We start from the raw sequence: 18,770 nt of genomic DNA on the forward strand, positions 1-18,770 counted from the left end.
GGAGTCTCGGCTTTTTTTATGCTTGATTCGACTGTTTGTCTACTAAACTAGTGAAAAGGACTGATTCTATGTTAACGAGTTTTGCTTTGATTTTTATTTTTGGACTTTTATTGGGTGGTGTGGCTAAGAAGTTGGCCTTACCTGGACTGATCGGGATGATTTTTGCGGGTGTTTTGATCGGACCACATGCTTTAGATTTACTAGATGATTCTTTGCTTTCGATTTCTTCTGATTTGAGAAGTATTGCCTTGGTCATTATCTTGACTCGGGCCGGTTTGTCACTCAACGTGACGGAGCTCAAGAAGATCGGCTTACCGGCTCTCTTGATGAGTTTTGTTCCGGCCATACTTGAAATCACAGCTATCACCCTCCTCGCGCCACTCTTTTTTGATTTGACTTACATTGAATCGGCTTTGATGGGTTCGGTTGTAGCGGCTGTGTCTCCTGCGGTTATCGTGCCTTTGATGCTCAAGATTAAAGAATCAGGCTATGGTCAAAAAAGAGGGATTCCACAACTCGTGCTTGCGAGTGCTTCTTTGGATGATATTTTTGTGATCGTCTTGTTTTCTTCTTTCTTGTCTGTGGCAACTGGTGGGGCGGTCACCGCTCGTCATTTTCTGACGATTCCCGTTTCAATCGTTTTAGGCAGTCTTTTGGGTGTCGCTACTGGACTGTTTCTTGGACAATTATTTAAAAGGATTCAGTTGAATCCGCTGATCAAAGTGCTGATCACCTTGAGTGTGTCTTTCTTGCTACTGGCATTAGAAGGTATTTTAGAAAGCAAGGTGGCTTTGTCTGGCTTACTGGCGATCATGAGTATGGGGATCGTTTTGAATCAGTTGTATCCAAACGTCTCTGCTCAGTTATCGAAAACCTATTCCGGTCTCTGGGTCGGCGCGGAGATTTTGTTGTTTGTGCTGGTCGGTACGACGGTTGATTTACGTTATGCGCTGACGGCTGGGCTGGCTGCGATCGTTATGGTTCTTGCTGCATTGGTGTTCAGAATGCTTGGGGTATGGATCAGCTTAACGCCTTCTCAGTTAACGAAAAAAGAAACACTCTTTACGATGATTGCTTATACGCCAAAAGCGACGGTTCAGGCAGCGATTGGTGGTGTCCCGTTAGCGATGGAGTTAGCTAGTGGCGAACTGATTGCGACGGTCGCGGTATTGTCGATTTTGATCACGGCTCCCATTGGTGCTTTTGCGATTGAACAGACTTATAAAACGTTGCTAGACGAACGCTAATTTGTTTCAGGATTTAGACAAAGTTTTTTGTGCACGGAAACGACGATACGGTATACTGATAGAGACCTGAATCCAACAGGTGTTTGAAAGGATGATGTACGATGAAACCCGTTATTGGAATCCCTGGAAATATTTTGACAAACTTTAGTCCTCGGTATAACAGCTTACCGATCACTTATACACCGCAAGGATTCGTGGAAGGCTTACACGCTGCCGGCGCACTGCCTGTCGTGTTCCCGATCTCCAGCGAAGAAAATGCAAAACAATATGTGAAAAGTGTGGATGCAATCGTTTTGGCTGGTGGTCAAGATGTCTCTCCGCTGACTTACGGCGAAGAGCCTCATTTAAAATTACAAGACACCAGCCTTGAACGTGACAAGTTTGAGATGGCCGTCATCAAAGAAGCGTGGGCAGAAAATAAACCCGTCTTAGCCATCTGCCGCGGTCTACAGATCTTTAACGTGGCGTTCGGGGGAACCTTATACCAAGATGTCTCCCTTTATCCAGAACTGGGCTTGCAGCATGTTCAAGAGTCTACTCCTGAAACAGCCGCACACACGGTAACCCTTGAAGAAGATTCCTGGCTTGGTCAATTATATGGTAAAAAAGCCAGTGTGAATTCTTATCACCATCAAGCTATTAAAAAATTGGCAGACGGTTTACGTCCTGTTGGCTGGTCGCATGATGGACTGGTCGAAGCTTTTGAGAGTAGTGATGATAAGCACATTACGGTTGGCGTTCAGTGGCATCCGGAACTTATGATCCATAACAACGACGCTGCCCAAGGCTTATTCGATGCCTATGTCAAAACGGTAATCGACTGGAAAAACAAACAAGATTAAATTCAAAAAACGAAGTAGCGACGATTATAGTCACTACTTCGTTTTTATTATTTAAGAAGACTAGCGTTTAAAGACGTAATAAGTATCATAAGGCTCTTTCATAACATAACCTAGAGATTCCGCCAGTTTAGCGGAGCCAATATTTTCCGCATCCCAGCTTGGATACAGTTGATGATCCAAACAGTCTAGCATCAAAGCTGCAGAAACAACCGTCGCTAAGCCTTTTCTTCTGTACTCTGGATCAGTACCTACTTCGATTTCGATACCTTCATCAAAGATACTAAAACTGGATGCTCCACTGACCACTTTATCTTCATGCAACACTACGTAACCTACACCTCTATCCAAAAAAGCTTCGCTAGACTCGAAATTTCCTGTAAAGTCCGGTGATAGTTGATGTAAAGACGGTAATTCAACCACATCCTGATCGATTCTTTTGACGACATAAGGCTCTGGTAATTGAGCGACTAGATTTTCTAGATGATTTCGGTCAAAATAGTCTGCGCTATGTTCAAAGCGGTATCTGGAATATTTTTCAAAAGCCCCTACGTGAATTCTCTCTAGCTTTTGTTTCCACCCCTCAGACTCTGTAATGATCAAGACATCTTCTTTAATATTGTTCAACATCTCTTCCGCTAGGGGCGAAGTATGATCCCCTGCATAAAAGGTGAACATACTGACCGTGATCTGAGCAGCCGTCGGATTTTCGAGGTCATCTACCCAGGCTTCTCCCATATGACCTTCTAAATAGGTTTGGATCATGGTTTCTTCTAAGCCGGCAAAAAGTTTTTCAATTTGACCATTTACGGTTTTATCTGCTTTAACTAACATCGTTCTACCTTCTCTCTAGTGGATAAGCCAGAGTGACTGACTTTCAGCGAAGGATAAATGAGCGAAATGCTTCTGCCATTTTATCAGTATCGATGATATACGAGCTATGGTCTTCGCCTTTTAGTATCTGCAGCTCAGCCTCTGGTATCCTTTTTTCAATGGTTCTGTACATGGATCGATAAAAAAGATCGTGTTCTCCCGCTGTAATCAGTGTAGGAACCACAATGTTCTTCAACTCTTTTGGATCAATATTCGGTTCATTCAACATCATATGAAACATCGGGTCTTTTGTTTCTCTGTACCGTTCTTGAATTTTCATCAATGGTGCTTTCTTCCAGTCTTTCGGTGAAAGATTGGGACTGAGACTGATGAGTTTTCTTAAGTAGCGCTCTTGTCTGATTCCGAGTAATAAAGCAATAATGCCCCCATCGCTGAAGCCGAGGATCGTCACTTCTTCTAGCTGGAGCTTTTGGATAAACAGATGGATATCTTCTGTTAAATCGTTGTAGTTAAACGGTTCGTTTGTTTGGGTACTCTTGCCATGATCTCGGCTGTCTACCGCATAGACCGTAAAAGAGGCTTTCAGTCGAGAAACCAGTGCATCAAAGATATGCAAGTCTTCCCCATTTCCATGTAACAAGATCACGTTCGGACCCGTTCCGGTCACCTCATAATTTAATTGGATTGTCTGACTGATTTTGATTTTCATATGTACACCGTCCTTTCCACGCTACTCTCTCCAGTATACCAAACGAGAGGAATCGTCGGTATAAAAAAAGTGCCTTTTCCTTTTGGGGAATCAGCACTTTCAACTTGCGATTATAGATTTTCGTAGCTATTATGCGTATTCAGTTCTTGAATCTCGCCTGTTTCAAAGTAAACGATCCACTCGGAGATATTCGTGATATAATCGCCAATTCTTTCGATATAAGTGCTGGCCATCATATAATCCGTTGCCCCTAATACAAGTTCTGGATCTTTTTTCATTTCAGCGATACAGGCTTCTTTAATATCATGCGCTAGGCTGTCGACTAAATAATCGTATTTTGCGATTTCAACCGCTTTTTCTGCATCATACTCAATATAGGCTTTTAAGACATCTTCACCCATTTTTTTAATTTTCTCTCCAGCATCTGAAATCATACCTTCGATCATTGTATTTCGTTTATTACCTTTTACGCGAATCGTTGATTTAGAGATACTAACGGCATGGTCTCCCATACGCTCAAGGTCAGCAGAAGCTTTCATCACTGTAACGATTTTTCTTAAATCTGTTGTAACAGGTTGCTGTAAGGCAATCAGTTCGATGCAGGATTGTTCAAGGTCGTGTTCGAATTGATTGATTTCGTTATCCTCATCAATGACTCCTTTAGCCAGTTCTTTGTCATGCTTAACGAAAGCCTTGATCGATTTATAGATTGCTTCATTCACTTTGCAGCCCATTTGATAAAACTTTCTGTGCAACTGTTCTAACTCTTCATCATACGCTCTTCTCATTTTACATTCCCTCCTATTTTCTTTGAACGTTAGTTAACCGAATCGACCTGAAATGTAGTTTTCAGTTTCAGTTTGATCTGGGTTTGTAAAGATTTTACGGGTGTCTGCGTGTTCGATAATGTGCCCATTCAAGAAAAAGGCTGTTTCATCGGATACACGAGAAGCTTGTTGCATGTTGTGGGTAACCATAACGATCGTATAATCATCTTTCAATTGAGAAACGAGTTCTTCAATTTTAGCTGTTGAGATTGGATCCAAGGCACTTGTCGGTTCATCCATCAGCAAGACTTCTGGTTCTACCGCCAATGCTCTAGCAATACAGATTCTTTGTTGTTGTCCACCAGAGATCGATAAAGCATTACGGTTCAAATGATCTTTGACTTCGTCCCAGATAGCAGCTTGTTTCAAACTACGTTCTACAATCTCATCTAGTTCAGCTTTCTTTTTAATTCCATGTGTACGTGGTCCGTAAGCAATGTTATCGTAAATACTTTTAGGGAATGGATTCGGCTGTTGGAATACCATACCGACTTTTTTACGTAAATGGTTGATATCTGTTTTGCTTCCATAGATATCTTTTCCATCTAACTCTATTTTACCTTCAATACGGCAGTTTTCAACGAGGTCGTTCATTCTATTCAATGTTTTGATGAACGTTGACTTTCCACATCCAGAAGGTCCAATAAAAGCTGTGATCTTTTTCTCTGGAATCTCAAGATCCAGTCCATGTAATGCCTGGAAATCTCCATACCATAATTTAAGATCCTGAACTTTGATTTTTGAACTTTGTGTAGCCATTTATTTTCCTCCTTTAGATAATCGTGAACTGACAAGTGTTGAAAGTCCGTTTAGTACCAGTACAAATAACAGTAAGATAACCGCTGTAGCATAAGCTTCGTTGACATGGAATCCTTCACTGGATAATACATACATATGCAAAGCCAGTGTTCTACCTGAACTGAATATTGAGCTCGGTAGGTTTGTGGATGAACCTAAGGTATATAGTAATGCAGCTGTTTCACCAATAACACGTCCACTTGCCAAGATAACTCCTGAAAGAATCCCCGGCATCGCAACAGGTAATACGACCGTGAAAATCGTTCTCAATTTACCCGCTCCTAAAGCGTAACTGGCTTCACGAATCGGACGCCCTGTTGAGATCAGTGCTTCTTCTGTAGCACGAATGATCAAAGGTAAGGCCATGATCACAGAAGTTAAAATCCCTGCCAGTAAAGAAAATCTGAGTCCTAAAAAGGTTACGAAAAATAAGAACCCGAATAAACCATAAACGATAGAAGGAACAGCAGCTAGTGTATCTGTAGCCATACTGATCAACTTAACAATCGGATTTTTTCGATTTGCATAATCCACTAGATAAAATCCAGTAAAGACTCCAATCGGCGTAGCAATCAGTAACGTTCCACCTACTAGGTAAAACGTTGTAATGATAGCTGGCATCATGGAAACGTTTGATGAATTGTAATTCCAGGCAAACAAATCTGGTGTGATATACCTAAGACCATTATACAGAATGAAGAAAATAATATATCCAAGCATTCCGAAAGTGATCGCTGAGGCTAAATAAACTAAGCCACGTAAAACTTTTGAACCCATATTTATTTAGCCTCCTTGTTTTTGAAGTATAAAAAGACAGAATTGATGATTAAGATGAAAGCAAATAAGACAACTGATGTCGCAATCAACGCGTCACGGTGAACGCCACTGGCATAACCCATCTCTAAAACGATGTTCGTTGTTAAGGTTCTAACGCCGGATAACAAGTTTTGAGGGATGATTGGCTGATTTCCAGCAATTAGAACGACTGCCATTGTTTCGCCAATCGCACGGCCGATTCCTAAAATAACACTGGATACGATTCCCGACTTAGCTGCTGGAATGAGCACGGCGAACACACTACGTTCTTTTGTTGCACCCATTGCAATACTACCTGTGTAGTAAGAGCGCGGAATGGCTCTTAAAGCTGCTTCAGATAAACTGATAACAGTCGGTAAAATCATAATACCAAGCAAAACTTGGGCTGTCAGCACACTGAACCCTGTCCCACCTAACCAGCTATTTTCTCGAACAAAAGGAACGAAAACCTGTAAAGCAAAGAATCCGTAAACGATGGATGGAATAGCAGCCATCAAATTCACTGCCGGTTTCAGTATTTTGTATAGGATTGGTGGACAAAATTCTGCCATGAACACAGCTGTTAGAATTCCTACTGGAACACCCACGACAACCGCCCCAAGCGTGACGTAAATGGACCCCACGATCATTGGGAAAATTCCATATAGTGCTGGATTATTGGATGGCGTCCACTTTTGTCCAAACAAGAAATCACCGATTCCATATTCTGTTATAAAAGGCACTCCATTTGCAAATATAAATATAATAATTAATAGCAGTGCGACGATTGAAAAGGTAGCGGATAGGAAAAAGATTCCTTTCATAGCTGTTTCTTTGCCATTCTTCAACATTAACATCCTTTCTACGATAGAGATCATTTCATTTTCGATTTTTGATAACCCACTAGATAATACCAAGCTTAAAATTCATTGACCTCTACCTGAAAGCTCAACTGAATATAAACGCATAAAAAGGGTTAAGAGCCGAATGATTCTCAATTCGACTCCACCCCTTAAAAGCTAGACATATCATTTATTTAATTGTACTATTTTCAATGAACAGAATCTGTTATAAGGGGAGACTTATGTTTGATTACTCTGTTATAAATCATTCGAAAATTTGAAATAGAACGATTAGTTCATGACGTCTTCCCAAGTTGTTACTTCACCAGTAAAGATTTGTTGAACTTGGTCTAAAGTTAAATCTTCAAGTGGATTTTCAGTATTTACAATTACCGCAATTCCGTCCAAAGCGATTGCTTCGTGAGAAATTGTTGCACCTTCTTCATCAGTAATTTCACGAGAAGCCATTCCGATATCAGCTGTTCCGTCTTGAGCTGCTGTTACACCAGCACTTGAACCAGTTGCTGAAATATCAAATGACACATCTGGGTACATAGCAGTAAATGATTCAGATAGTGCTTCTGCTACAGGTGATACTGAAGTAGAACCAGCAAGACTGATTGTACCTTCGATACCTTCAGCTTCTTCGTAAGCAGGCGCTTCTTGATCTACTTTGATGTAACCTGATTCTTCAACAACGTCTTGTCCTTCAGCTGAGAAAATGAAATCCCAGAATTCTTGCGCTACTGGAGATAAGTCTTCCCCGTATGCCATATTGAATGGACGAGAAATTGCATAGTTTCCATCAACAATCTCTTCATCAGTTGGAGCAGCTCCATCAACGTTTACACCTTTTACTTGGTCACTCATTGAACCAATTGAGATGTACCCAATACCATTAGTATCACCTGAAACTGTTGTAATAACTCCGTTCGTACCGTTTTGGATTGTTGCTGCTTGATACGTATTATCAGTGTTGCCATCTTCAGATAATACTCCTGTGATTTCGTTGAAAGCATCACGTGTACCAGAACCATCTTCACGTACAACAACGTTCATTGTATTTGAAGTATCAAAGTCACTTGTTGCTGTTTCATCAGTAGTTTCTGTAGAATCAGTTTCGTCAGTTCCAGTATCAGATCCACCGTCTCCACATGCTGCTAATAATGCTGTTGCACTAAGTGCCATAATCCATTTCGATGCGTACTTAGGTTTCATTTTAAATCTCCTTCTGATTAAGTTATGTGATGGACAGTTTATCTTGCCCTCGGTTCTTATACTACAATCCGATTGTTGATTCATTGCTGAGATTATGTGTAGTTCGTGTAAATGAATGTAAATTTAATGTAAATACAGAACAATTTCCAAGCTTTTATTTACGATAAACCTTCTACCTAAAGCATTTATAAATGTAACGATTTTTAAATTGTGGATTTAACAAAAAAAGATCTTACCCTAATTCGATTCAATTTACATTGAATCAAATCAGAATAAGAACTCAAGTCATCTTAGAAGTCCAGCAAAATCGGTTGTAGAAAATAAACGGCCAATACGATGACGACGATACTGACGATGTTCATCCAGAATCCGGCTTTTACCATATCTTCTATTTTCAATTCATTTGTACTGAATACAGCGGCATTAGGTGGGGTTGAGATGGGTAGCATAAAGGCACAAGAAGAGGCTAACGCTACAACAGCCATAATGCCATACGGGGCAACTCCAATACCTGCCGCGAGGCCCACGCTAATTGGCATCAGCATATTGGAAACGGCTGTATTGGACATAATTTCCGTCATAAACAAGACGGTCGTTGTCAAAATAATTAGGATAACAAAGTAATTGAATTGATCAAGATTAGATAAAATTTCTCCAAACCATAAAGTCAGTCCAGAAGATTCAAAAGCCGCTGCTAGAGAAAGACCTCCTCCAAACAATAAAAGCAGTCCCCAAGATAAATGTTTCATATCGATCCAGTCCAGTAATCTTCCGCCTTTTGAGCTTGGAATCAAAAACAGTAGAGTCGCTCCAAAGATGGAGATGGTCGTATCTGATAGGTCGAAAGGAAGAAATCCGCCAAAAATCCACAATAATCCAATCAATGTAAAGACAGTCAAAACCAGTTTTTCTTCTAATGACATCGGTCCTAAATCAGCTAACTGCTGTTTTGCAAAATCAGAAGAGATTTTCCCTACTTGTTTCACTTTGAATTTGATTTTTGTAATGTAAAAGTACAAAGCAATCATCAATACAATTGTGATTACGATACCGAATAAAAACCAGTCCGAAAATGTCACGTCCTGATCTAACATCGTTGAAGCAATGGCCACGAAAGCTGCGTTCGGTACAGAGCCGACGATTGTTGCTAGTCCGCCTATCGAAGCAGAATAAGCGACCATTAAGAGTAAGCCTTTAGAAAAGTTCTGCATGGATTCTGTATCAAAGAAGTTCTTTTCTCTGATTTCTGAAATCAAGGCAATTGCTATCGGTAACATCATCAAGGCCGTTGCGGCATTAGAAATCCACATTGATAAGAATGCTGTTGCTAAACCAACGCCTAAAATGATTCGGTCACTACTTGTTCCTAAGATCGAAATGATCGTCATTGCAATTCTTTTATGTAGATTCCATTTTTCAATGGCGATGGCGATTGTGAATCCGCCCATATACATAAAGACGATTGGATTTCCGTAAGCTGCTGCTGCAGTCGCTTGATCTGCTCCACCCGTTAATGGTAGCAGGAAAATCGGTAACAAAGAAGTCGCTGGTATCGGTAAAGCTTCCGTGATCCACCAGATGGCTACCCAAGCCGTTACCCCTAATACAGCTCTGGGTGAATCCTCTAATCCGGTAAGGTTTGGTAAAAAATATAACACTGAAAACATTAGTGGACCAAAAATCAGCCCTATTTTTTTCGTATCGATCATGTTTCTTTCTCCCCGTTTCTTGAATGTATCCTTAAAGTGTCAAACCTAAAGATCCCTAGACTATAAAATAGTGCTCACTCAGTTATAAGCCACTGAGGAGCACTATTTGCAATGGTCTTGAATTTGTCTGAATCAGTTAAAGGCATGAATTGATTATCCTTGATATTGTCCTTTAGTGGCAATATTTGTTTTTTTAATATCATCAATGATGACTGTGATCGCATCTTTTTGGGCACCTGTGTGCGTTTCTACTGCTTTGACGATATCTTCCACCAAGTGCTTTTTCTGCTCGTCAGAACGTCCTTCAATCATTTCTACGTGAACGATTGGCATATGTTTCACTCCTTTTTGATTTGTATGAAATATCATAGCATACTTTTTCTATTGCTCTGCCTTCTTTTTTAGAATCTTAAGCAAAAAAGATCAATCACTTTATTAAAAGTGACTGACCCTTCGTTTGACTTAAGAATATTTCGTTAAGAAATTATTTATTTGGAGACCGGTACAACTGAACCGCCCCAAGTCTCTAGAATGAAGTCTTGTGTTTCTTGACTGTGCAATTCGTCAACTAGCTTAATGATGGCTTCGTTTTCAGCATCTTCTGAACGAACAGCAATAATATTCGCATACGGAGAATCTTCTCCTTGAATCGCGATAGAATCTTCTACAGGATTCAAGTCATTATCTACCGCGAAGTTCGAGTTGATAAAGACAACATCTCCTTCGTTGTTATCATAAAGTTGAACCATCAAGTCTGGTGCATAATCATACTGGAAGTCAAGGTTACGTTCATTTTCAACGATATCATCAAATGTTGCATCTGTGATATTCACACTTTCATCAACTTTGATTAGATCGTGGTCTTGAAGAATTTCAAGGATACGGCCATAATCAGATGCATTACTACTGACCAAAACTTCAGCACCTTCTGGAAGATCTTCTAATTGATCAATAGATTGTGAATAAGCCGCGATTGGTTCAATATGGATCCCACCCGCATTAACAAAGTCATAGCCGAATTGTTCTACATCTGCATCAAAGTAAGGCACGTGCTGGAAGTAGTTTGCGTCCAAATCTCCACCATCTAGAGCCTGGTTGATTAATGGATAATCCGTATAGGTAATAATATCTAAATCAATACCTTCTTCTGCAAGTGTTGGTTTAACGAATTCTAAAATCTCAGCGTGCGGTGTATTTGTTGCACCGATTTTGATAGTTGTTTCTTCTGCTGTGTTTGTTGTTGTGTCACCTGTACCTTCATTTGCTGAATCATCTGATCCGTTTCCGCAGGCACTTAATAGTGCAAGCGCTCCTGCTGATACTAATACTTTTTTCCATAATGAATTTGTCATGTTAGTTCCCCCATAAATCTATTTTTTAAAAGTTTATTCCTATAGTTATTGGTGTTATCTTTTATCGATTCTCTTGACGGCAATATCTCCAATCGCTTGTAGAATAAATACAATGAGTACGATTGTGATCGTTGCGACGAGAACCACTGTGTTTCGTCCTCTTTGAAATCCGTCCAGATAAGCCATATTACCTAAACCACCTGCACCAATGATTCCGGCAATAGCTGAGAAACCTACAAGAGAAATCGCTGTAACGGTAATCCCTGATACAAGTGATGGCAAACTTTCTGGGATCAGTACTTTACCGATAATGCCTAGTTTGCTCGCGCCCATTGCTTCTGCTGCTTCAACGACACCTTTATCCACTTCTCTAAATCCTGTTTCAACTAATCTGGCATAAAAAGGTGCGGCTGAAAAAATCAAAGCCGGTAGCCCCGCCGTTGGACCGGTTATTGTCCCCAGCAGCACTCGAGTAAATGGAATTAGTAAAACAATCAAGATGATAAAGGGAATGGACCGGAAGACGTTCACTAAAAACGTGGTTATATAGTAAACGATTTTTGCAAACCCATCATCTCTACGGCTTGTTTCATATAATAGCAAACCTAGAACTAAGCCAATAATGAAAACAGCAACCAAAGATGCGAACGTCATATACAAGGTGTCTTGAGTATTTTCCCACAGTTTTGTTAAATCAACATCTTCCCAGTTTGTATAAGACTGAAATACTTCTAGTAGGCTTTGTTGTCTACGCATAGTCGATCACCTCAATTTCAATATGATGTTCTTGAATCTGTTTTAACCCTGCTTCAACATCTTCAGGTCGACCCGTCACTTGTACGTAAAGCGAACCGACTGTATCTTCCTGCGATTCCTGGATATTTCCTTGAATGATATTAATATCAACATTACAGGAACGAGAAATTTTTGAGATAAACGGACTTCTCACTTCTTCCCCTGAGAAAACCAGTCTAGCAATTTTGCCTTCTGGATATTTTCTAGCTAATTCATGAAGAATGGTAATCACATCTTCTGAATCGGCTGTTGTATCTTGGCGAATAAATTGTTTCGTGATTTCTTGTTCTGGATTTCTGAATACGTTAGAGACTTTTCCTTCTTCAACGACTTCACCTTTACTCATGACAGCTACACGATCACAGATTCTTCTAATCACTTGCATCTCATGTGTAATTAAGACGATGGTCAGATTCAACTTACGATTGATGTCTAATAATAGCTCAAGAACATCTTCCGTTGTTTTAGGATCTAAGGCACTGGTTGCTTCATCACATAAGAGGACCGTTGGATCATTAGCAAGTGCTCTAGCAATACCGACTCGCTGTTTTTGTCCACCTGACAGTTGTGATGGATACGCTTCTTCTCTGCCTTCCAGTCCAACTAAACGGATCAGTTCTTTCGCTCTATCAACCCGCTTTGCTTTAGGTACCTTTGCGATTTCTAGCGGAAACATTATGTTTTCTAAGACTGTTCTACTCCAAAGTAGGTTGAAGTGCTGAAAAATCATCCCAATCTTCTGTCTTTCTTTTCTCAGCGTTGCATTTTTTAAGGTGTTTAAGGCTTTTCCAGCAAGAGATACTTCACCTGATGTTGGTTTTTCTAATCCATTCAGTAATCGTAGCAAAGTACTTTTCCCTGCACCAGAGTAGCCTACGATACCATAGATCTCGCCATCTTGAATTGCGATATTAACGTTGTCTAGCGCAACCACGTCATCTTGTTTTGTTTTGTATACTTTATTGATCTGCTTTAATTCGATCACGGTGTTTCCTCCTTAGGGAAATGGTTCTGATCTTTCAATTTTCGGGATGCGTTTATCATGTCTTAGTGATTTTAACAATAAAAAAAGCTTTTGTCCTATAGAATCCATTCGTAGATTCCAAAGGACAAAAGCTTTAGCTTTCGTGTTACCACCTTTATTCGTCTGGTACTCGCATATCAGACCTCAACCAGTACTTGGACTATTTTCCGCATACTGTGGCACGTTATCGGGTGCAACCGGATCAGGCTTATGATGACTCATTCACCTTATCTGCTCAAAGCTCATTTTCCATCCCGTTTACATTGCTACTTTTCACCAATTAGCAGCTCTCTTTGAATGTTTCTTGGATGTACTCTACTTATCATCGCTTCTTTATTTGATTCGCATAACTTGTTGTATTAATGTGATTTTTATAGTATCAAGATACTGGAAGACTGTCAAGCTTAATTTTCGTTTCCCCATACTTTATCTGAAAGCGTACTGACTGTATCGTGATCTGAGCTTGCCAATTCTACGATCCAATTCTCTGTCTTGTTCGCTGAATTCAATAATTCTGGTTCATCTTCCACTTCTTTGTGAACAGCTGTTACGGTTCCACTGATAGGAATGGTCAGCTCCGTTACGGCTTTAGCACCCTCAACACCTAGTAGTACGTCTCCAGCTTTAAGCTCCGTGCCTTCTTCCGGCAATTCCACAAACATAACTTCTCCAATATCGTCTTGCCCTTTTTCTGATAGTCCAATTCTATAGTTATCCGTTATTTTTTCGATCCACACACCAGACTCGTGATATTTTACCGTCATTTTTGACTCTCCTTTTCTTTTTCCCACACTGTTTCATACTCTGCTTCTTTAAATCCAACTGTTAGATTATATTGATCAAAAGCTAACGGTCGCTTGACTAGCATGCCATCTTGGGACAACAAATCTGCCGCTTCTTGAATTGTCAGATTGGGGACTCTTTCTTTTAGGTTCATTTCTCTGTAAACTTGTCCGCTTGTATTGAAAAACTGTTTGATCGGACGATCTGTTTTTTCAAGTAATTCAATCCATTCCTCTTTTGATAAGGATGTCTCTTTTAGATTGATCCACTCATATGCGATCGATCTTTCGTCCAGCCACTTCTGGGCTTTTTTACACGTTGTACATGTCGGATGGCAATAAAATTTCATTTCAATACTCCTCATCGTTGAATCATCTCTATTTATTATACGGCATTTCACTAAAAAGAAAAAGAGGACAAAAGAAAAACGAGGAAAGGTCTCCCCTTAGCCTCGTCTTCTCCTTTAATGAACTAACCATCCATTTTCGCTTCATCACCGTCTTGCTTAATGGTCTCAAGCTCGTCTTCTTTTAACCGATTTACTTTGTAAATGACTTTTTTCAAAATTACTGTATCTTCTTCATCAGGATAACCTGTCCACTCTGAATCACTGATCTGTTCTTCTCTTCTAAGGTCTGATTCATAATCTGGAACAGATTTGCCGTTTTTCCATTCAAAAATAATCGTATTCAAGAGTCCACCAAGTAAAATAATGATACTAGATAGATAAAGGAACAACATTAAAGCGATAAATGCTCCAAAAGTCGCGTTCGCTACTGCATCTCCACCTGCAACGTTCAAATACAGTGAGAACCCTTGGACAAGGACTAACCAACCAACTGTAGAGAATATTGCACCAGGGAAAGAATATTTCATCGTAAGATTATGATTCGGTATAAACCGAAATACGATTAAGAATACAATGAACAAAATCGCAATTAAAACAACATATCTTAAGATTAAAAAGGCATCAATAAACGGTAGTTGCAGACCGACGAAATCTTGTACGATATTCAGAATTTGTTCTCCAAAAACGAATAAGAATACTGCGAGGCCGATAACCACTAAAATGGCGACCATCACGAATACTGAGATAACACGTGCAATAATAAAGTTATTTTCCATCGTTGCACCATATACATCATTTAATACTTTTCTGAGGATGTTGATCACTTTACTGGCTGACCAGATTGCACCTAACAAACCAATGGATATTACGCCTCCACTACCGCTTTCTAAGTAACTCGCGAGTGTCGGTTCAAGTACATTAAAGATATCTTGAGGAATCACTTCTGACACAAACTCCAAAATATCTGCCGTCGCCACTGGTAGTAATGGGATCACGTTTGCGATTACCAATAGTACCGGCAACAGAGATAGTAAAAGGAAATACGCCATTCCGGCCGCACTTTGATTGATATCTGCTCGTTCCCAATTGGACTGAAAGATATTAATCAGTCGAATTAGTTTTTTCTTATGAGGGATCTTGTCCTCGAATTTTTCTACTTTTTCCATACTCATCACTTCCTAATACTGTTGATCCCCAACAGTTCTTTGTTTCATCATATCATATTCCTATCCTCAAACCGTATCGAAAGGCATTTACAATTTTGGATTCTACTTAAACCAACTATATAAATAAAAAAATCCCAAACCAGATTCCATAACGGAGACCTGATGTGGGACAGCTATTTATGTTTACTGGTCGTGTAAGTTATATTCAGAAATAATCATCTGAATACCTTCTTCAACCGTTTTTGCAGTCATTTCTTTATCCGATTTGTACCAAATCATCGCTTGCTCATCTTGAGCTTGACGAACTGTACCGATCACTTTGTTTTTTACTAAAACTTCAAGTTCAGTCAAAGTATCTGACTGATTAGCGGTTTCTTTGATTTCGACTTCAATGTTTTTATTACGATTAGACATGTGTATCCTCCGTTTATAAGCCATACGCTTTATCTTTTGTCTCTTAAGGATACTTCAAACCAGCCTTTTGAGCAAGAAGAAACAGATTTAAATTCATTATAATATTATATCTTCAAGCTTTTCGATATAATATTCTGGACAAACTATTTTTGAATCGTTCCATACTTTCAGGGAGGAAACCCGTATGAAACTCGTCCAGTACTATACTGCCTCAAATGCTCAAGTACAGCTCGGTATTGAATTAACATCTGGTATTCTGAATGTCGAGACTTTAGCAAAGCATTTCAAAGACCCTTCAGAATACACTATGAATTCCATCATTCAAAAACCTCATTTTCAACAACAACTGAAATGTCTGCTGGAACGTTATCACTATGAAGACTTTGACTCTAAACATTTTCTTGAACAGAGCGAAAACATCTATTACCTTCCAGTTGTTCAAGATCCCGAGAAGATCATCTGTGTCGGCATGAATTATGTAGATTACGTTAAAGAAGTTGATGGTGAACTGCCAGTGACGCCCATTTTTTACAGTAAATATAATAATACACTAGCCGCTCATCGACAAGAAATCCCAGTACCTTCTGTGGCTAGAAATGTCGATTATTCTGCAGAATTGATTGTCGTCATAGGTAAAGAAGCAACCAATATTGATGAGAAACAAGTGAGTGATCATATTTTTGGCTACACGATTGGTAACAATTTAACGGATCGGAAGATTCAAATGAGCTCATCTCAATGGATGCTTGGTAAAACACTAAACTATTTTGCACCAATCGGTCCTACTATCATAACTTCAGACGAACTAGTAGATCCTACCCATTTAGATATTATGTTGAAAGTTAACAATGAAATCAAACAACATGGAAATACAAAAGATATGATTTTCACTATTCCTTACTTGATTAGCTACTTGTCTCGTCATATGACGTTAAAACCGGGTGACTTGATTTCACAGGAACGCCTAAAGGGGTGATTGTTGGTAAACCAAACCCTGAGCGACAATGGCTCAAACAAAATGATTTGCTGGAAGTTTCGATTCAAAAAATCGGTACACTTTCTAATCAATTAAAATAAAAAAAACAGTCTTGTTCTCTAGTCATAATAATGACCAAAGGCAAGGCTGTTTTTTATTGGAAACCTTTTAAGAAATTTCTGTTCCATCGGTTACTTCTTTGATGTAACCATGTTTTGGTACTTTTGATTGTTTTTGGAATGGATAACGCATACCTAAAGTATGTTTAACGATTTTAGTAGAGTGGTCAGACATTCTCTCAAGATTTGAAACGATATCGACAAATAGAATACCATCTGATGGTAAGCCAATACCTTTATTCAAGCGTTCAATAAATTTGCTACGTATATCATCCTCTAGCTTGTTTACTTCCTTTTCACGTTTCAATACTTTCCCAGCCAAAGAATAACTATCCGTCGAAAATGATGTAATGGCATCTTTAATATTTTCTTCTACAAGCTCAAACAATCTGACAAGGTCTTCATCGAAAAAGACTTTATCTTCTTTGTTATAATTTTTATTATGTTTCTTATTTGCTTTTACGGCTTCTTGAATATTTTTTATGATGTTTTCTGAGTGATCACCGATTCGTTCCAGATACTTCGTTACATCAACGAGTTGTGCATGTTCCGCTGAGTTTTGTAACGGAAGATCTTCCACTGAAATCAACATTAAATACTCTGTTAAGTGGACATCAATCTTATTAACGACTTCTTCTAGTTGGAGTGTATCTGTCCGACTTTTTTCATCTTGTTTTTTATAATACTTGAACATTGAGTTGAATTCTTCCACTACAAACTCACCCATCTGCTCGATTTCGAGTTTAGCTTGATTCAAAGCAATGGAAGGTGCTGTCTGAATAAGAGAATAATCTAAATGTGAAGAATCGTATTCAATCAGTGCATCGTCTCCAGGTACGATCTTTGTAACGATGGCAGCGATTTGACTGATAAACCACATTTGCACAAGTACGTTAAAGACATTGAACATTCCATGAGCAAAAGCAATTTGCATAGCTGCATTCAGTCCCAAATGAACGGATAAATAACTAACCAGACTTGTAAATGGATTTAAAAGAATCAATATAATAATAGTTCCCGTTAAGTTGAAAATCACGTGAGATGCTGACGTACGTTTAGCCGCTACACTTGCCCCTATTGCAGCAAGGATCGCTGTGATGGTTGTTCCGATATTACTTCCGAATAAAACGGGTAGAGCTGCTTCAAGTGTAATACTTCCGTGGCTATAAAGTTCTTGTAAAATCCCAATCGTTGCAGACGAACTTTGAAGCATAAAGGTGAATAAAGTTCCTGATACCACACCAAGAATGGGATTGTTAGATAATGTGACCATTGCATCCGTAAATACTTGAAGGTCTTCAAGAGGTGCTAAACCTTCTCCCATTAACTCGAGACCATAAAATAATGCCCCAAATCCAAATATAACTTGTCCCATGCTATTCACAAATGGACGTTTGAAAAAAAACAACAATAAGGCTCCAATAGCTATAATTGGCAAAGCGTAAGCTCCAATATCAAATCCAATAATGAATGCCGTAATGGTTGTACCAATGTTGGCACCCATAACGATTCCAATCGCTTGCTTTAATTTCATAAAGCCAGCACTTACGAGTCCTACAGTTAAAACAGTTGTCCCACTACTACTTTGAATCAGTACGGTCACAACGATTCCAGCTAGAACTGCTCGAAACGGTGTAGATGTAAATTTATTCAAAATATCTCGCAAATTATCTCCAGCTGTTCTTTGAAGACCGTCTCCCATATATTTCAAACCGAAAAGGAAAATGCCTAGTCCACCAACGAACTGAAAAATGATTTGTTGTATATCCACTTTTTTACTCCTCCATTAGATGTATTACGTATTTTGGTGATGGATAACTTGAAGTAATATCGGATACCTATTACTTTCGAATTCAGAGTTTCCATCCTTATCTTAAATGTATCTTTACAATAAATGAACACTAAATTTACAAATTAGAAGATTTTTATTTAATAGCCTTTGCATTTCACCTTCATACCGTATGTCATTTTGGT

The 18,770-nt window shown here is 39.2% G+C and carries 19 protein-coding genes, 1 pseudogene and 1 other annotated feature; of the genes and pseudogenes, 3 read left to right on the plus strand and 17 right to left on the minus strand.

Annotation, left to right across the window (positions count from 1 at the left end):
- Window positions 1-68: 68 nt before the first annotated feature.
- Window positions 69-1,247, plus strand: a complete 1,179-nt coding sequence (locus LG377_RS09720; RefSeq protein WP_225744462.1) for a sodium:proton antiporter — start codon at window positions 69-71, stop codon at window positions 1,245-1,247.
- A 101-nt stretch (window positions 1,248-1,348) separates the two neighbouring features.
- Window positions 1,349-2,089, plus strand: coding sequence for a gamma-glutamyl-gamma-aminobutyrate hydrolase family protein (locus tag LG377_RS09725; RefSeq protein ID WP_225744463.1), 741 nt, complete (start codon window positions 1,349-1,351; stop codon window positions 2,087-2,089).
- Between the two features lie 60 nt (window positions 2,090-2,149).
- On the opposite strand, the gene LG377_RS09730 is transcribed toward LG377_RS09725, so the two are convergent.
- The 16 genes from LG377_RS09730 to LG377_RS09805 form a co-directional block, all read right to left on the minus strand.
- Window positions 2,150-2,920, minus strand: coding sequence for a GNAT family N-acetyltransferase (locus LG377_RS09730; protein WP_225744464.1), 771 nt, complete (start codon window positions 2,918-2,920; stop codon window positions 2,150-2,152).
- A gap of 43 nt (window positions 2,921-2,963) precedes the next feature.
- Entirely contained in the window at window positions 2,964-3,629 is a 666-nt protein-coding gene (locus tag LG377_RS09735) for an alpha/beta fold hydrolase (protein WP_225744465.1), read from the minus strand.
- Window positions 3,630-3,739: 110 nt separating this feature from the next.
- Window positions 3,740-4,417: a phosphate signaling complex protein PhoU gene (gene phoU / locus LG377_RS09740; protein WP_225744466.1), complete on the minus strand. Its 678-nt coding sequence runs from the start codon at window positions 4,415-4,417 to the stop codon at window positions 3,740-3,742.
- Between the two features lie 33 nt (window positions 4,418-4,450).
- Window positions 4,451-5,215: a phosphate ABC transporter ATP-binding protein PstB gene (gene pstB / locus LG377_RS09745; RefSeq protein WP_225744467.1), complete on the minus strand. Its 765-nt coding sequence runs from the start codon at window positions 5,213-5,215 to the stop codon at window positions 4,451-4,453.
- Window positions 5,216-6,031 (minus strand): phosphate ABC transporter permease PstA, encoded by an 816-nt coding sequence (gene pstA / locus LG377_RS09750; RefSeq protein WP_225744468.1) that lies wholly within the window; start codon window positions 6,029-6,031, stop codon window positions 5,216-5,218.
- A gap of 2 nt (window positions 6,032-6,033) precedes the next feature.
- A complete protein-coding gene (gene pstC / locus LG377_RS09755; protein ID WP_225744670.1) occupies window positions 6,034-6,900 on the minus strand; it encodes a phosphate ABC transporter permease subunit PstC in 867 nt (288 codons plus the stop codon).
- Between the two features lie 282 nt (window positions 6,901-7,182).
- Window positions 7,183-8,109: a substrate-binding domain-containing protein gene (locus LG377_RS09760; RefSeq protein ID WP_225744469.1), complete on the minus strand. Its 927-nt coding sequence runs from the start codon at window positions 8,107-8,109 to the stop codon at window positions 7,183-7,185.
- Between the two features lie 290 nt (window positions 8,110-8,399).
- A complete protein-coding gene (locus LG377_RS09765; RefSeq protein ID WP_225744470.1) occupies window positions 8,400-9,818 on the minus strand; it encodes a DASS family sodium-coupled anion symporter in 1,419 nt (472 codons plus the stop codon).
- A gap of 153 nt (window positions 9,819-9,971) precedes the next feature.
- Complete coding sequence (locus tag LG377_RS09770) at window positions 9,972-10,151, minus strand: 2-hydroxymuconate tautomerase (RefSeq protein WP_370632555.1); 180 nt, start codon at window positions 10,149-10,151, stop codon at window positions 9,972-9,974.
- Between the two features lie 155 nt (window positions 10,152-10,306).
- Window positions 10,307-11,170, minus strand: coding sequence for a MetQ/NlpA family ABC transporter substrate-binding protein (locus tag LG377_RS09775; protein ID WP_225744472.1), 864 nt, complete (start codon window positions 11,168-11,170; stop codon window positions 10,307-10,309).
- A gap of 54 nt (window positions 11,171-11,224) precedes the next feature.
- Complete coding sequence (locus LG377_RS09780) at window positions 11,225-11,926, minus strand: methionine ABC transporter permease (RefSeq protein WP_225744473.1); 702 nt, start codon at window positions 11,924-11,926, stop codon at window positions 11,225-11,227.
- Window positions 11,919-12,950, minus strand: coding sequence for a methionine ABC transporter ATP-binding protein (locus tag LG377_RS09785; RefSeq protein ID WP_225744474.1), 1,032 nt, complete (start codon window positions 12,948-12,950; stop codon window positions 11,919-11,921). The genes LG377_RS09780 and LG377_RS09785 overlap by 8 nt, the downstream gene beginning before the upstream one ends.
- 117 nt (window positions 12,951-13,067) lie before the next feature.
- Window positions 13,068-13,324 (minus strand) — a binding site (T-box leader).
- A gap of 69 nt (window positions 13,325-13,393) precedes the next feature.
- Entirely contained in the window at window positions 13,394-13,753 is a 360-nt protein-coding gene (locus LG377_RS09790) for a glycine cleavage system protein H (RefSeq protein ID WP_225744475.1), read from the minus strand.
- Window positions 13,750-14,121 carry a Spx/MgsR family RNA polymerase-binding regulatory protein gene (locus tag LG377_RS09795; protein WP_225744476.1) on the minus strand — a complete coding sequence of 124 codons (372 nt, stop codon included), beginning with the start codon at window positions 14,119-14,121 and terminating at the stop codon, window positions 13,750-13,752. Before LG377_RS09795 ends, LG377_RS09790 begins: the two co-directional genes overlap by 4 nt.
- A gap of 122 nt (window positions 14,122-14,243) precedes the next feature.
- Window positions 14,244-15,287, minus strand: coding sequence for a YihY/virulence factor BrkB family protein (locus LG377_RS09800; RefSeq protein ID WP_225744477.1), 1,044 nt, complete (start codon window positions 15,285-15,287; stop codon window positions 14,244-14,246).
- 183 nt (window positions 15,288-15,470) lie between these two features.
- Window positions 15,471-15,701, minus strand: a complete 231-nt coding sequence (locus LG377_RS09805) for a DUF2969 family protein (protein WP_225744478.1) — start codon at window positions 15,699-15,701, stop codon at window positions 15,471-15,473.
- A gap of 469 nt (window positions 15,702-16,170) precedes the next feature.
- On the opposite strand from LG377_RS09805, the pseudogene LG377_RS12540 reads away from it, so the two are divergent.
- Window positions 16,171-16,778 (plus strand): annotated as a pseudogene (locus tag LG377_RS12540) (fumarylacetoacetate hydrolase family protein).
- 67 nt (window positions 16,779-16,845) lie between these two features.
- On the opposite strand, the gene LG377_RS09815 reads toward LG377_RS12540, so the two are convergent.
- Window positions 16,846-18,567 carry a Na/Pi cotransporter family protein gene (locus LG377_RS09815; protein ID WP_225744479.1) on the minus strand — a complete coding sequence of 574 codons (1,722 nt, stop codon included), beginning with the start codon at window positions 18,565-18,567 and terminating at the stop codon, window positions 16,846-16,848.
- Between the last annotated feature and the right edge of the window lie 203 nt (window positions 18,568-18,770).

The sequence above is a fragment of the Marinilactibacillus sp. Marseille-P9653 genome, assembly GCF_916618885.1.
Lineage (GTDB): Bacteria > Bacillota > Bacilli > Lactobacillales > Carnobacteriaceae_A > Marinilactibacillus.